Genomic DNA, 14,626 nt, shown 5'->3' on the forward strand with positions numbered 1-14,626 from the left:
GTTGCCGGGGCTGCAGGCGCAGATGCGCCTGCACGTCGCAATTCCTGCTGAAGAGGCCCTAAAATAGGGCGCATGCTCAAAGACAAAAAATTCTCCGCCTACAAGCCCTCGGCCACGCGTATCAAGGCGCGCTTCGTCGCCATCTCCTGGCGCGACCTGGCCGTCAGTTTCGGACCGTTCATCCTGCTGATCCTGGTCGGCGCCTGGCTGGTGATCTGGCTGATCCGGCCGGCGCCGCCGTCGACCATCACGATTGCCGCCGGCCCCAAGGACAGCAACTTCTGGCGCGTGGCCGAGCGCTACCGCGACATCCTGGCGCGCGACGGCATCAAGCTCAACGTGGTGGAAACCGGCGGCTCGCTGGATAACCTGAAGCGCCTGGCCGACCAGTCGCAGGATGTGGACGTGGGCTTCGTGCAGGGCGGGCTGGCCAACGCGGTGGATGCCGACGCCTTGTCCTCGCTGGTGTCGCTGGGCAGCATCTCGTATGTGCCGGTCTCAGTTTATTACCGCAGTCCGCCGCCGCGCGATGACGGTCGTCCGGCGCCGTCGCTGCGCCAGTTGTCCGAGCTGGCGGGCAAGCGCATCGCCATCGGCGGCGAGGGCAGCGGCTCCAGCGTGCTGGCAGCGACGCTGCTCAAAGCCAATGGCGTGGAGCAGGGCGGCGGCACCGAGCTGCTCAATATCGGCGGCGATGACGCGGCGCAGGCGCTGACCTCTGGCAAGATCGACGCGGCCTTCCTGATGGGCGACTCGGTGTCGCTGGCCACCATGGGCAAGCTGCTGCGCGCGCCCGGCATCCGCCTGCTGGACTTCTCCCAGGCCGACGCCTACGTGCGCCGCTACCGCTACCTGAACATCCTGAAGATGCCCATGGGCGTGTTCGACCTGGCGCGCAACCTGCCGGCGCGCGACACCCAGCTGATCGCACCGACGGCCGAGCTGGTGGCGCGCGAAGACCTGCATCCGGCGCTCTCCGACCTGCTGATCGAGGCGGCGCACGAAGTGCACGGCAAGGCCAATGTGATGCAGAAGGCGGGCGAGTTCCCGGCGCCGCTGGAGCACGAATACCGCGTCAGCGACGACGCCGCGCGCTATTACAAGTCGGGCAAGACCTTCTTCTACCGCACCTTGCCGTTCTGGCTGGCCAGCCTGGTGGACCGCGCGGTGGTGATCCTGCTGCCGGTGATCCTGCTGTTGATTCCGGGCATCCGGCTGGTGCCGATGCTATACGGCTGGCGCATTCGTTCGCGCATCTATCGCATGTACGGTGAGTTGATCGCGCTGGAGCGCGGCATCTCGCGCGAGACGCCGGAAGAGCAGGCCGAGATCCTCAAGCGCCTCGATGAGATCGAGGCTGCGGTCAATCGCATGAAAATGCCGCTGGCTTTCGCCGACCAGTTCTACGTGCTGCGCGAGCATATCGGTTTTGTGCGTTCACGCCTGGAGCACGCCGTGGCGTGAGCGCCACGGCCGGGCGGGGGGAAGGCCGGCGCATGGCGGCGCACACCGGCGCGATGGCGACTTTGTTGTATAGTGGGCCGTCGCGCCAAAACTACTGTATGAAAAATACTGTGTATTTGTACAGTGGTTGTGCTACAGTGAAGCCTCTTACAGACAAGAAGGGGAATCACTGCCATGACACACGTGACACAATTCGATCTTGCTTCCGACGCCCGTTTCGCCGTTGCTTCTTCCAGCCCGTCCTCGCTGACGATCCGCCTGGGCCGCCGCGAAATTTTCATCTGCCGTGATTCCTACGTACGCCGTTACCGCGTCAATCCCTTCGTCGAGTGCAGCGCCGGCATCGAGCCCGGCCACGTTGAAATCCTGCTGTTCCGCCGCTGGCTGCTGGTGTTGTCCAAGGCCCGTGCCTGATGCGCAGGGCACTTGACTGGTTGGTGGTGGATGAGGGCGGCCATGCCGCCGGCGTCGTCCCCTTCACCGGTGCAGGCATGATGTCGGCGGACGCGCGCAGCATCCCCGAAATGTGCGCCAGGATGCTGGACAGCCTGCGCAGACGTCCCATGCTGGAGACGCGCGGCGATGCTGATTCAGCCGCCGCCGGTGCGGGAGATGCTGCGCCAGGCGTCGGCACCGACTGAACGGGGCGTGCCGGCGGCATGTTCCGGCGCGAAAGTGACCAGGTGCGTAACGTCCAGCCGTATGCCTATCCACTCACCGATCGCGTGATCGTGGTGTGACGGCACCAGTGACAGCAGCTGCTGGCCGTTTTCCAACGCCAGGGTGTAAAGGAACTCCGCGCCGCGGAAAGATTTGCGCAAGACCCTGGCCTTGAACGGTGACGCGTCGTCGTGCATGACGTCGTCGGCGCGCAGCAGGACGTCGACCTGTTTGGCGGTGACATCAGATAGGGCAGTGACTTCAAGCGGGTCAGGTACTTCGGGTGTGTTGAGTACGTCACCTTCGGAATGCACGTTGCCGGCAGCATTTGCAAGATCCTCAGTATTCGCGGCATTTGCGGCATTCGCATGGTGCACGCCTGTTTGAAGTTGAAGATGATGTTGATCCAAAGCCGCCGGCATTTGCCCGGCGGCTTTTGTTTTTTGCGGGTCTGCATCTGTCGGATCTGCCGCTTGCTGAAGCGCGTCTTGATTCTGCGCTTGATGACGCTGCTGATCTCGCTCTCGATCCTGTCCTTGCCCCCGCTCTTGATCCCGCCTCAGGCCTGCGCCTCCCGGCATGACGCCGGCAGCCGAACGCAGTCTCCCGGCAGCGGTGTCCACTTCGATTTCCCCGGTGGCTTCTGCTTGCCGCAGGCTGCCTTGCAGCAGCACGCCGTGTCCGACAAAGTCCGCCGTAAAACGTGTGGCCGGTCGGTGGTAGAGCGCGTAGGGCGTATCCCATTGTTCCAGGCGGCCCTGGCGCATCACGCCCACTACATCGCCGACAGCGAAGGCTTCCATCTGGTCGTGGGTGACCATCAGTGCCGTGGTGTGGGCCTGCTTCAGGATGTCGCGCACGTCGTGGGCCAGGCGTTCACGCAGCTCCACATCAAGGCTGGAGAAGGGTTCATCCAGCAACAGCAGGCGCGGCTGCGGCGCCAGTGCGCGCGCCAGCGCGATGCGCTGCTGCTGGCCGCCCGAGAGCTGGTGCGGAAACTTGCGCAGCGCGTCCGGCAGGCCCACCAGCGCCAGCATCTCGCCGACGATGCGTGCACGCTCGGCGCGCGCCACGCCACGCAGGCCGAAACCGACGTTGGCGGCCACGTCCAGATGCGGGAACAGCGCGAAGTCCTGGAACACCATGCCAATGCGGCGTTCTTCAGCCGGCACGCGGGCGCCTTCGCCATCGAGCGTGCGGCCGTCCAGCAGGATGCAGCCCGATTGCGCCGGTTCCAGGCCGGCCACTGCGCGCAGCAGGCTGGTCTTGCCGCTGCCGGACGGCCCCAGCAACACCCCCAGCTGGCCCGGCTGCAATTGCAGCGAGACGGCGTCTACCGCCGGTGCGGGGCTGCGGGGATAGCGGATGCTGACCTGCCGGACTTCCAGAAACATAAGGCGCTCACTCAAATGGTTACAATTCGCATTCGCTGGAGTGTAGCGCATGCGCTTGCTCCTCCCCGTTTTCATCGTCGTTGCACTTTCGCCCATGCACATCATCGGTTTGCTCGCAGTCCTGATTGCCTTGCCCATCCTCGGCATCCTTGGCGCCTGGTTCGGCCTGGACGCGGCCGGCGTCGACAGCCTGCGCCGGCAGATGCAAACCGTGCTGCCGGGTTACCTCGCCACATCCGGCTGGCTGGCCTTGATGGTGACCCTGGGCGTGGTGCTGGTGGGCGGCGCGTCGGCGGTGGCGATCAGCCTGTTCGAGTTTCGCGGCAAGCGCTTGCTGTCGTGGGCGCTGCTGCTGCCGATGGCGATGCCAGCCTATGTCTCGGCCTACGCCTATACCGATTTCCTGCAGTACGCAGGCGTCGTGCAAAGCACGCTGCGCGGCTGGCTCCCCGGTTTTCGCTTCGACGTGCGCGGGTTGCCGGGGGCGATCTTCATGTTCGTCTTCACGCTGTATCCCTACGCCTACCTGCTGGCGCGCAATGCGCTGTCCGAGCGCGGCACGCACCTGATGGAAGCCGCCCGCATGCTGGGCGCGCCGCTGCACGAACGCATCCTGCGCGTGGCGCTGCCGCTGGCGCGTCCGGCGCTGATGGCCGGCGCCGCGCTGGCGCTGATGGAAACACTGGCCGACTATGGCGTATCCGCCTTCTTCGGGCTGACCACGTTCACCACCGGTATCTATAAGGCCTGGGTGGTGCTGGACGACCGCATTGCGGCGGCCCAGTATGCATCGGCCTTGTTGCTGTTCGTATCGCTGCTGCTGTGGCTGGAGCGACGTGAGCAGCAGCGCATGCGCTTTTCCGGCACCCGGGGCGGGCGCGGCGGCGACGGCGCCGAGGCGCGTCTGCCTGCGTTGTCCGGCGGCAAGGCGATGCTGGCCTGGCTGGTGTGTGGCTTGCCGGTGCTGTTGGGATTCCTGTTGCCGGTCATGATCCTGCTGCAACTCTGGTGGGGCGAGCTGGGGCGCTCGGCGCCAAGCGGTTTCGACGATGCGCCGGCGGCGCTGTTCGATCTCGGTCGTTATGCCGGCTGGGTGTGGAACAGTTTCCGCTTCGGCGGGATGGCGGCGCTGGCCGCCATCGTGCTGGCGCTGGCCCTGGGTTTCTCGCAGCGCGCCGGCGGCGTGTCGCGGATGTGGGGCTGGCTCTTGCGTGGCACCGCACGCCTGGCGGGCATGGGCTATGCGATCCCAGGTTCGGTGATTGCCATCGGCATCCTGTTGCCGCTGGCCTGGCTGCAGGCGCTATGGCCGGGGGCCGGCCCGGGCGTGTTGCTCACGGCCAGCTCGCTGGGCGTGGTGTATGCGTATCTGGTACGCTTCACGGCGGTCGCGGTGCAGTCGGTGGAGTCCGGCTACACGCGCATCCCGGCCAGCCTGGACGAGGCGGCGCGCACCCTGGGCAGTTCGCGCGGTGTCATCGCCTGGCGCCTGCACGTGCCGCTGTTGTGGCGCTCGCTGGCGGTGGCGGCCCTGATGGTGTTTGTCGATGTGGTCAAGGAGTTGCCGGCGACCTTGTTGCTGCGTCCCTTCAATACCGACACCCTGGCCGTGATTGCCCACAACCTGGCGCGCGACGAGCGCCTGGGCGAGGCGGCCTTGCCGGCGCTGTCCATCGTGGCGGTCGGCCTGTTGCCGGTGCTGCTGGTGATGCGCGCGCTGGACGGCCGTGCGCGCAGCGAGCCCTTGCAATCCGGCGCGCCGCCCGCATAACCTGAAAACCCTGCGGACAAGACGCCGCGCCAACCCGTGCGAACCTGTGCGAATGGAGAAAAAAGCAATGAGCCAATACGATTACGACCTGTACACCATCGGCGGCGGTTCCGGCGGCGTGCGCGCGGCGCGCTTCGCCGGCCAGGCCGGCGCGCGCGTGGGGCTGGCGGAAAAGGGCGACCTGGGCGGCACCTGCGTCAACGTCGGCTGCATCCCCAAGAAGCTGATGTCCTACAGCGCGCATTTCCACAGCTACTTCGCCGACGCCGCCGGCTACGGCTGGACGCTGGACGGCGAGCAGCGCTTCGACTGGGCCACGCTGATCGCCAACAAGGATCGCGAGATCACCCACCTGAACGGCATTTACCAGCGCCTGCTGGACGGCGCCAAGGTCGATCTGCACCGCGGCTTTGCCACCGTGGAGGATGCGCATACGGTCAACGTCGATGGCAAGCGCTTCACTGCCAAACACATTCTGGTCGCCACCGGCGGCCATCCCGACAAGCCGGACGTGCCGGGCAAGGACTTCGGTATTACCTCCGACGATTTCTTCCACCTGAAGACGCTGCCCAAGCGCGCGGTGGTGCTGGGCGGCGGCTACATCGCCGTGGAGCTGGCCTCGATCCTGAACGGCCTGGGCAGCGAGGTGACGCTGGTGTACCGCCGCGAGCGCCTGCTGCGCACCATGGATGCGGACCTCGGCGTGTTCCTGGCCGACGAGATGGCCAAGAAGGGCATCAAGCTGGTGTTCGACGCCACCATCGCCGCCATCGAAGCGCCGCAGGCCGGCGAGCAGGTGACCAAGAACGTGCGCCTGACCAACGGCGACACGCTGCAGGCCGAGTGCGTGCTGTTCGCCACCGGACGCACGCCCAATACCGGCAAGCTGGGCCTGGAAAAGGCCGGCGTGGTGCTGGAGAAGAACGGCGCTATCCGGGTCAATGAACACTTCGAAAGCAATGTGCCCTCCATCCTCGCCGTGGGCGACGTGATCGACCGCGTGGCGCTGACGCCGGTGGCGCTGGCCGAGGCGATGGTGGTGGTGGCGCGCCTGTTCGGCAAGGGCGAGCGCAGCATCTCCTACAAGAACATCCCGACCGCCGTGTTCAGCCATCCCAATATCGGCACCGTCGGCCTGACCGAGGAAGAGGCGTGCAAGGAAGTCGGCGAGGTGAAAATCTTCAAGACCGATTTCAAGCCGCTGAAGAACACGCTGTCGCGCAATACCGAGCGCACCTTCATGAAGCTGGTGGTGGATGCGAAAAGCGACCGCGTGCTGGGCGTGCATATGGTCGGCGGTGATGCCGGCGAGATCATCCAGGGCTTTGCCGTGGCGCTGCAATGCGGCGCCACCAAGGCGCAGTTCGACATGACCATCGGCATCCATCCGACCTCGGCCGAGGAGTTCGTGACGATGCGCACGCCGGTGGCCTGACGTGACTTGAGTTTTCCACAGCGGAATGCAAAACGGGGATGACGATGTCATCCCCGTTTGCTTTTGCGCCGCGCGTTGCCGGCGGCTGCGCCTTAGTGCATCAACGCCACAACGCGTAACCCACGCGGAACTGCGGGTGCTCCTTCTGGTTGTAGGTCAGCAGGCTCTCGCCATAGCCGTAGAAGTAGCTCGCCACCAGGTAGCCGGCGGTGCCCGGGATCAGGCGTGACAGCGGGTACGAGAGCTGCGTGTCGGCGCTGCCGTGATGGCCGCCGTTGCCCCGGCGCAGCGTACTGGCCAGCTCCCAGCCGTCCGGCTTGCCGTAGGCCAGTTTCAGATCCATGTGGCCGCGGTAGTTGCCGACGTCGCGATTGTCGCGCGTCGGGCCGAGGTAGGCATAGACCTTGGGCGCCACCGTGAAGTGGTAGTCGTTGAGGTTGCCGACGTTGAAGGTGGGTTGCACGAAGTAGGTGTTCACGCTGCGCGACTCGGCGCCGTCCTTGCCGTTGGACTCATGCTCCAGGCCGGTGGCGATGCCGATACGGCTGAACACGCGGTTCTGTATGCCCAGGTCCGGCAGGTAGTAGAACAGGCTGGGACGATAGCTGGTGTCGCGGAACGGCGCCGACGGCGCCGACAGATCCCACAGCGAGAACTGGGTATAGCCGAAGTAGAGATTGTCCAGCAGGCCGCGCGAGCGCGGATCGTCCGGCATGAAGACGCGGAACTTGAAGCTCAACTGGAACTTGGCGTTGGTGTTGTCGCCGCTGTTGCCGATCTGGAAATACATCGGCTCGTGGAACGAGATGCGGCGGCTGTTGGCCAGGATATCCTCGGCCGCCGGCGCGCTGGCCGCAGCCGGCGCATTGGTCCCGGGCGTGGCCACCGAGGCCGAGGGCGCGATCGGCGCCACCGTGCTGGACGAATCGGCCAGCGGCGCGTTGAGCAGGGCGGGAGCGGGCTCTAACGGCGGCTGGTTGGCCCCCGGGCGTACCACTGCCACCAGCACCGGCGAGGCGTCGATGCCAATGGGCTCGACGCGCACCATGCCGCGCAGGTGCTCGGGCAGCATGCCGCGATAGCGAACCTTGCGGAATTCGCCCGGCTTCAGCGTCACGCTGTCATCGCCGCCTTCACGCTGCAGCGGGATTTGCACCGGCGGGATCATGTCGGCCGAGGCCGCCACCATGACGGTGGGCGGCAGCTGGTAGGTTTGCGGGCTCTCCTCATCCGCGCTGACCAGCAGCGTCAGTTCCAGCGGCTTGCTGGCGTCAATGCGCTTGGGCGGCTGCAGGACGGAAATGCCGGCCTGCGCCGGAGAAAGTGCAACCGTAAAGGCGGATGCGCACAGGGCGGCGCTCAGGGTGCGTGCGATTGCATGCAGACGCAAGGCATGGGGCTGGCGGGAAATGCTGGGGCGGCGCATAGTGTCCTTGTAAAGTTGGTATTGTTCGTGGCCGTTAAAACTGGGGTGCGCTGCAGCGGCAGGGTGGTGCGATTTTTGATTCTTGTCTTGATTCTTGTAAAGCCGCGCATGGTGCAACAGATCAATTGCCGCCGATAAAGTTGCCGGGCTCGCATCTGCGGCGGCCGGAGCAACAGGCGGGAATGTCAGACTGACAACGGGGAATCCCTGATTGTGGCAGAATGATGCCCCCCATAAGCTTGCTACTGCAGTCATTGGGATTGATTTTATTTGGGGCGGTTTTCCTTACGGGAAGGGAAGGACCGCCGGGGAGGTCGCGGGCAATAGCGAAGCCGCACCTGACGTTTCCCGCAACCGACGTTCTGATAAGCATCGCCAATTGCCATGTTAAGCGCAACTTACGACAGTCTCCTCGTCGTCGTCTCACTACTGGTCGCCATCCTCGCCTCTTACACGGCGCTGGACATGGCCGAACGCATCAGCACGGCGGGCAACCAGCAGGCCGGCGCGGCGCGCCTGTGGCTGGCCGGCGGGGCGGTGGCCATGGGCATCGGCATCTGGTCGATGCACTTCGTCGGCATGCTGGCGTTCCGCCTTCCCATCATGCTGGGCTACGACCCCTGGATTACCGCGCTGTCGCTGTTGATCGCCATCGCCGTCTCGGGTTATGCGCTGCAAACCGTAACGCAGGCCGAGCTGCCGTTGCGCCGCCTGCTCAAAAGCGCCTTGTTCATGGGCATCGGCATTGCCGGCATGCATTACACCGGCATGGCCGCCATGCGCATGAACCCGGGCATCGTCTACGATCCGCTGCTGTTTTCGGCCTCGGTGGCCATCGCCATCGCTGCGTCGGCCGCCGCCTTGTGGATCGCCTTCCGCCTGCGCAAGAACACCCCGCATGTGAAAGCCGCCCGCGCCGGTGCCTCGGTGGTGATGGGGATCGCCATCGTCGGCATGCACTACACCGGCATGGCCGCCGCCAATTTCAACGTCGATTCCATCTGCCTGGCCGCACGCGAAGGCGTCAGTCCCGGCTGGCTGGCGATCCTGATCGTGGTGGTGACGCTGGCGGTGCTGACCATCGCGCTGCTGACCTCGGTGCTGGACGCGCGACTGGAGTCGCGCACCGCCAAGCTGGCGCGCTCGCTGGCCGAGGCCAACGAAGAACTGACCCAGATGGTGCTGCATGACCAGCTGACCAAGTTGCCCAACCGCACCCTGCTGGAAGACCGCCTGAGCCAGTCGATCAACAAGGCGTCGCGCACCGACGGTCACTTCGCGCTGATGTTCATGGATCTGGACGGCTTCAAGGCCATCAACGATTCACTGGGGCACCACATCGGCGACCGCCTGCTGATCGAAGTGGCCGATCGCCTGATCTGCTCCATGCGCGCGCACGACACGGTGGCGCGCCTGGGCGGCGACGAGTTCGTGATCCTGGTCGACCTGTCCCGTCCGGACGACGCCATGCCGGTGGCCGAGAAACTGGTGGAGGTGGTCAACCAGCCCTTCGTGGTGGAGGGCCACGAGCTGCGCGTGTCGGCCAGCGTGGGTATCGCCATCTATCCGGAGGACGGCAGCACGCGCCATGACCTGGTCATCAACGCCGATGCCGCGATGTACCACACCAAGCGCAGCGGCCGCAACGGCTACAACTTCTTCGAGCCGTCGATGAATGCCAATGCGCACAACCAGCTGCAATGGTTGCAGGACCTGCGCGTGGCGCAGGAGCGCAAGCAGTTGCGGCTGTACTACCAGCCCAAGTTCCGCTCGCCCGACGGCCCGGTGATCGGCGCCGAGGCGCTGCTGCGCTGGCAGCATCCGGTGCATGGCCTGGTCGGTCCCGACGAGTTCATCGCGCTGGCCGAACGCTCCGGCCTGATCATCCCGATCGGCGCCTGGGTGCTGGACGAAGCCTGCCGCCAGATGCGCGAATGGATCAGGCTCGGCCACGCCGACTGGAAGATCGCGGTGAATCTGTCGGCGCTGCAGTTCGCCGACCCCAACCTGCTGGAGATCGTGCGCACGACGCTGGAGAAGCATCAGCTGCCGCCACGCTGCCTGACGCTGGAAGTGACGGAGTCGACCGCCATGCACGACACAGCGGCCAGCATGCAGACGCTGGAAAAGATCTCGCAACTGGGCGTGGATATTTCCATCGACGATTTCGGCACCGGTTATTCCAGCTTGCTGTACCTGAAGCGCCTGCCGGCCAATGAGCTGAAGATCGATCGCGGCTTCGTGCGCGACTTGTCGCACGGCACCGAAGACGCCGCCATCGTCTCGGCGATCGTGGCGCTGGGACGCACGCTCAATTTGCGCATCGTGGCAGAGGGTGTCGAAACGGAAATGCAGCAGGACTTCCTGACCCAGGTGGGATGCGATGCGCTGCAGGGTTACCTGATGGGCCGCCCGATGGCGCCCGAACAGTTCCTGCAGGCAATCCAGCCGTTCCAGCAGGCGATGCGGCAAGCTTGAGGGCAACTGACGACATCTGACTTTCAGTGATTTTCTTGGCGCCCGGGAACTCCCGGGCGTTTTTATTTGTGCCTGCCGGAAATCCGCACGCACGCTGTGTCTCGCCACGTTTTCCATCCGCATAATTGACGGTGGCGGCCCCTGTTATTCCACTGATGGATTTGCCCGCCGCGGCGGCAAGATAAAGCTCGAATGTCGCCCGGACGTGGCGGCAACACAATCAGAAAATAGCACCGGCAACATAGCCGGCGGGATGGAGCGACGCATGAATATCATTGGCAACATGAACATTGGCAAGCGCCTGGCCCTGGGCTTTGCTGTCATTCTCGGCCTGTCGGTCGCGATCACCGGCATCGGCGTATGGCGCCTGCAGACGCTGGCCCAGAGCACGCAGCGCATGATGGACAAGCCCATCGCCAAGGAGCGCTACATCTCCGACTGGTACCGCAACACCTATGCCGGCATCCGCCGCGCCACCGCGGTGGCCAAGAGCACCGACACATCGCTGTCGGCCTTCTTCAAGCCCGAGACCGACGAGGCCACCCGCGTGTCGACCCAGCTGCAGAAGAACGTCGAAGCCCTGGTGGAGACCGAGGAAGAGAAGCAACTGCTGACCAAGATCACCGGCACGCTGCGCAAGCAATACTTGTCCACGCGCGACGTCATCTACAAGGAAAAGGCCAAGGACAATCCTGACCAGGAGCTGATCAAGAATGCGCTGGAAAAGGATTACCTGCCGGCCGCCAAGGCCTATCAGGAAGGCGTGGAACAGCTGATGAACCTGCAGCGCAAGACGCTGGACGAACTGGCGCTGACCAACGAACGCATTGCCAACCAGAGCGCGGTGATGCTCAGCGTGCTGGAGGCGCTGGTGCTGGTGTTCGGCATCGCCTGCGCGTGGTTCCTGACGGTGGGCATCACGCGGCCGTTGAACACCGCCGTGAAGGTCTCGCGCCAGGTGGCGCAGGGCGACCTCAGCGCCGAGATTTCGGTGCAGGGCAAGGATGAGACCGGCCAGCTGCTGCAGGCCTTGCAGGATATGAATACCAGCCTGCGCAACATCGTCAGCAACGTGCGCGTGGGCACCGAGACCATCAACACGGCGTCGTCGGAAATCGCCAACGGCAACCTCGACCTGTCCGGTCGCACCGAGCAGCAGGCCGGCGCGCTGGAAGAGACCGCCTCTGCCATGGAGCAACTGACCTCCACCGTCAAGCAGAACGCCGACAACGCCCGCCAGGCCAACCAGTTGGCGGCATCGGCCTCCCAAGTGGCCGAGCAGGGCGGCGCGGTGGTCGGCCAGGTGGTGCAGACCATGGCCTCGATCAATGATTCTTCGCGCAAGATCGTGGACATCATCAGCGTGATCGACGGCATCGCGTTCCAGACCAACATCCTGGCCCTGAACGCCGCAGTGGAAGCCGCCCGTGCGGGCGAACAGGGACGCGGCTTTGCGGTGGTGGCCTCCGAAGTGCGCTCGCTGGCGCAGCGTTCGGCGGCCGCGGCCAAGGAGATCAAGTCCCTGATCGATGACTCGGTGGAGAAAGTCGGCGCCGGCAGCCAGCTGGTGGCCCAGGCCGGCCAGACCATGGATGAAGTGGTGTCCAGCGTGCGCCGCGTGACCGACGTGATGGCCGAGATCACCGCCGCCAGCCAGGAGCAGAGCACCGGGATCGAGGAAGTCAACCGCGCCATTACGCAGATGGACGAGAACACGCAGCAGAACGCCGCGCTGGTCGAGCAGGCCGCCGCCGCTGCGCAATCGCTGCAGGAGCAGGCCGGCAAGCTGACCCAGCTGGTCAGCGTGTTCAACCTGCGCGGCGAGCCGATGCTGGGCCGCGCGTCGGCGTCGCTGATCGACGTGACGCCGGAGCGGGCGCGACTGCCCTGAGCGGCTGAAACACCGCGGCACATATGCATGACCCGCTTGCCCTGCAAGCGGGAGCAAGGAACTCCTGAGGGGGAGGTTTGGGGCGGATCGCCGATGTTGGCGTCCGCCCCTTTTTCATGTCAGGGCAGATCAGGGCCGCCGGCGCATTCCTGGCGATACAACTCCTCGGCGCGACGCGCCTTGCGCTGCGCATTTTCCAGGGTCTTGTCTTGCGCCCGCAGCGGTTTGGCGCGCGCCTCGCTGACATCCTGCTCGGCCCAGCGACGATGCAAGGCCAGTTTGCTGCAGGTCTTTTGCCGGTTGCGGTCGATGCCGGCCGGCGGCTTCGGCGGTATCGGTTTGCGTCCTTGGGCGGGTTTGTCTGCAGGCGCTGCGGATCGGAGAGCAGGCACGGTCGGCAGCGGCGCCGGCTTGAATTCTGGGGTATCGGCGCAGGGCTGGTCGGCGTAGGCGACGGCGCCGTCCTGCAGGCATTTGTAGAGCGCGGCGTTGGCCGGCGCTGCGGCCGGCAGGATAAAAAGAGAGGTAAAAAGCGGGAAGAGGAAGCGGCAGGATTTGAGGATCATGTGAGCTCGCGGCAGGCAGACATCGGCACGCCGACGGCGTACCCCGTGTTCTCCCTGCCGCTACCGATGTTCCTGGCCGGTCTCGCGCCGGTCTGGTGCAGGTCAGATGACCTTGCCCGGATTCATCAGCTGGTGCGGATCCAGCGCCTGTTTGATGGCGCGCATCAGCCCGAGTTCTACCGGCGACTTGTAACGTGTGATTTCTTCGCGCTTGAGCGCGCCCAGTCCATGCTCGGCCGAGATCGATCCGCCGAAGCGGTCGACGCTGTCATGCACCACCACATTGATGGCGTGCTGCTGTGTGATGAATTCGGTATCGGCCACGCCTGCCGGCGGCGACACGTTGTAATGCAGGTTGCCGTCGCCCAGGTGGCCGAAGGTCACCATGCGGCAACCCGGCGAGGTTTGCTGCACCAGCTGGTCGGTGATGTCGATGAATTCGGCGATGCGGGAGATCGGCACCGAGATGTCGTGTTTGATGTTTTTTCCTTCATGCGCCTGCGCCATCGAAATGTTTTCGCGCAGCTGCCACAGCGATTTCGATTGCGCAATCGACGAGGCGATCACGGCGTCGTCGATGACGCCTTGTTCCAGCGCCTGGCCGATGACGTCTTCGAAGATGCTGCGCGCATGTTCCTCGGATTCGCTGTCGGACAGCTCCAGCAGCACGTACTGCGCATGCCGTTCGGTGAAGGGGAGGCGCTGGTCGGCGAAATGCTTGCACACCAGTTGCAGGCAAAAGTCCGACATCAGTTCGAAGCCGGTCAGGGCCGGCCCGCAGCGTCCCTGCGCCAGGCTCAGCAGCTGCAGCGCCTGCGCCGGCGACTTTAGGGCCGCCAACGCGGTGACCTGCGCGCGCGGTTGGGGGAAGAGCTTCAACACCGCGCCGGTGATCACCCCCAGCGTGCCTTCGGCGCCGATGAACAGGTCGCGCAGATCGTAGCCGGTGTTGTCCTTGCGCAGGCCTTTCAGGCTGCTCATCACCTCGCCTTGCGCGGTGACCACTTCCAGCCCGAGGCACAGCTCGCGCGTATTGCCATAACGCAGCACGCCGGTGCCGCCGGCATTGGTGGAGAGGTTGCCGCCTATGGTGCAGCTGCCTTCGGCCGCCAGCGACAGCGGAAACAGCCGGCCGGCGCCAGCGGCTTCCTGCTGGATGTGTTGCAGGATGCAGCCGGCATCCACCGTCATGGTGTTGTTGAGCGGGTCGACCGCGCGGATGCGGTTCAGGCGGCGCAGCGACAGCACCGCGGCATTGCCCTGCTGGTCAGGCACGCTGCCCAGCACCAGGCCGGTATTGCCGCCTTGCGGCACCAGCGGGACGCGGTATTGCGCGCACAGCGTCACGATCGCGGCGACCTCGGCGGTGTCGGCCGGGCGCAGCACGGCGACGGCGCGACCGGTGAAGCGGCCGCGCTGGTCGGTCAGGTAGCCGGCGGTGTCGGCGGCCTCGGTAAGAACATGCGCGGCCCCGATGGTGGCGCGGCAGGCTTGCAGGAATTCGGTCATGGATGTGCGATGGCTGGTGCCGCGCGCCGCAT

The 14,626-nt window shown here is 65.2% G+C and carries 11 protein-coding genes; 7 read left to right on the forward strand and 4 right to left on the reverse strand.

Going from position 1 to position 14,626, the window contains the following annotated elements; all coding sequences use genetic code 11:
- The first annotated feature begins 72 nt into the window (after positions 1–72).
- The 3 genes from J8I26_RS14305 (at position 73) to J8I26_RS14315 (ending at position 2,105) form a co-directional block, all read left to right on the forward strand.
- Positions 73–1,464, forward strand: a complete 1,392-nt coding sequence (locus J8I26_RS14305) for a TAXI family TRAP transporter solute-binding subunit (RefSeq protein ID WP_209607776.1) — start codon at positions 73–75, stop codon at positions 1,462–1,464.
- 183 nt (positions 1,465–1,647) lie between these two features.
- Positions 1,648–1,878 carry a hypothetical protein gene (locus J8I26_RS14310; protein WP_209607854.1) on the forward strand — a complete coding sequence of 77 codons (231 nt, stop codon included), beginning with the start codon at positions 1,648–1,650 and terminating at the stop codon, positions 1,876–1,878.
- A complete protein-coding gene (locus J8I26_RS14315) occupies positions 1,878–2,105 on the forward strand; it encodes a hypothetical protein (RefSeq protein ID WP_209607777.1) in 228 nt (75 codons plus the stop codon). The genes J8I26_RS14310 and J8I26_RS14315 overlap by 1 nt, the downstream gene beginning before the upstream one ends.
- Here the strand turns inward: J8I26_RS14315 and J8I26_RS22690 are convergent.
- Positions 2,055–3,518: an ATP-binding cassette domain-containing protein gene (locus J8I26_RS22690; RefSeq protein WP_245200337.1), complete on the reverse strand. Its 1,464-nt coding sequence runs from the start codon at positions 3,516–3,518 to the stop codon at positions 2,055–2,057. The two genes, J8I26_RS14315 and J8I26_RS22690, sit on opposite strands and share 51 nt — an antisense overlap.
- A gap of 94 nt (positions 3,519–3,612) precedes the next feature.
- On the opposite strand from J8I26_RS22690, the gene J8I26_RS14330 reads away from it, so the two are divergent.
- Entirely contained in the window at positions 3,613–5,289 is a 1,677-nt protein-coding gene (locus tag J8I26_RS14330) for an iron ABC transporter permease (RefSeq protein WP_209607855.1), read from the forward strand.
- Positions 5,290–5,356: 67 nt separating this feature from the next.
- Positions 5,357–6,724 (forward strand): glutathione-disulfide reductase, encoded by a 1,368-nt coding sequence (gene gorA / locus J8I26_RS14335; protein WP_209607778.1) that lies wholly within the window; start codon positions 5,357–5,359, stop codon positions 6,722–6,724.
- A 100-nt stretch (positions 6,725–6,824) separates the two neighbouring features.
- Here the strand turns inward: gorA and J8I26_RS14340 are convergent, their stop codons facing one another.
- Positions 6,825–8,150 (reverse strand): phospholipase A, encoded by a 1,326-nt coding sequence (locus J8I26_RS14340; protein ID WP_209607779.1) that lies wholly within the window; start codon positions 8,148–8,150, stop codon positions 6,825–6,827.
- Positions 8,151–8,534: 384 nt separating this feature from the next.
- Here J8I26_RS14340 and J8I26_RS14345 point away from each other — a divergent pair, with 384 nt between their 5' ends.
- A complete protein-coding gene (locus J8I26_RS14345; protein WP_209607780.1) occupies positions 8,535–10,628 on the forward strand; it encodes an EAL domain-containing protein in 2,094 nt (697 codons plus the stop codon).
- A gap of 265 nt (positions 10,629–10,893) precedes the next feature.
- Positions 10,894–12,519 (forward strand): methyl-accepting chemotaxis protein, encoded by a 1,626-nt coding sequence (locus tag J8I26_RS14350; RefSeq protein ID WP_209607781.1) that lies wholly within the window; start codon positions 10,894–10,896, stop codon positions 12,517–12,519.
- Between the two features lie 119 nt (positions 12,520–12,638).
- Here the strand turns inward: J8I26_RS14350 and J8I26_RS14355 are convergent, their stop codons facing one another.
- Together J8I26_RS14355 and J8I26_RS14360 are read right to left on the reverse strand one after the other, a co-directional pair.
- Complete coding sequence (locus J8I26_RS14355) at positions 12,639–13,085, reverse strand: hypothetical protein (protein WP_209607782.1); 447 nt, start codon at positions 13,083–13,085, stop codon at positions 12,639–12,641.
- 102 nt (positions 13,086–13,187) lie between these two features.
- On the reverse strand, positions 13,188–14,594 hold the full coding sequence (locus J8I26_RS14360; RefSeq protein ID WP_209607783.1) for an FAD-binding oxidoreductase: 1,407 nt from the start codon (positions 14,592–14,594) through the stop codon (positions 13,188–13,190).
- Positions 14,595–14,626 lie beyond the last annotated feature (32 nt).

The sequence above is a fragment of the Herbaspirillum sp. LeCh32-8 genome, assembly GCF_017814915.1.
Classification (GTDB): domain Bacteria; phylum Pseudomonadota; class Gammaproteobacteria; order Burkholderiales; family Burkholderiaceae_D; genus Herbaspirillum.

Coding starts and splice junctions, on each gene's coding strand:
- J8I26_RS14340 (WP_209607779.1), bottom strand. CDS start 8,150: ATGCGCCGCCCCAGCATTTCCCGCCAGCCCCATGCCTTGCGTCTGCAT.
- J8I26_RS14360 (WP_209607783.1), bottom strand. CDS start 14,594: ATGACCGAATTCCTGCAAGCCTGCCGCGCCACCATCGGGGCCGCGCAT.
- gorA (WP_209607778.1), top strand. CDS start 5,357: ATGAGCCAATACGATTACGACCTGTACACCATCGGCGGCGGTTCCGGC.
- J8I26_RS14315 (WP_209607777.1), top strand. CDS start 1,878: ATGCGCAGGGCACTTGACTGGTTGGTGGTGGATGAGGGCGGCCATGCC.
- J8I26_RS14330 (WP_209607855.1), top strand. CDS start 3,613: ATGCACATCATCGGTTTGCTCGCAGTCCTGATTGCCTTGCCCATCCTC.
- J8I26_RS14355 (WP_209607782.1), bottom strand. CDS start 13,085: ATGATCCTCAAATCCTGCCGCTTCCTCTTCCCGCTTTTTACCTCTCTT.
- J8I26_RS14305 (WP_209607776.1), top strand. CDS start 73: ATGCTCAAAGACAAAAAATTCTCCGCCTACAAGCCCTCGGCCACGCGT.
- J8I26_RS14345 (WP_209607780.1), top strand. CDS start 8,535: ATGTTAAGCGCAACTTACGACAGTCTCCTCGTCGTCGTCTCACTACTG.
- J8I26_RS22690 (WP_245200337.1), bottom strand. CDS start 3,518: ATGTTTCTGGAAGTCCGGCAGGTCAGCATCCGCTATCCCCGCAGCCCC.
- J8I26_RS14350 (WP_209607781.1), top strand. CDS start 10,894: ATGAATATCATTGGCAACATGAACATTGGCAAGCGCCTGGCCCTGGGC.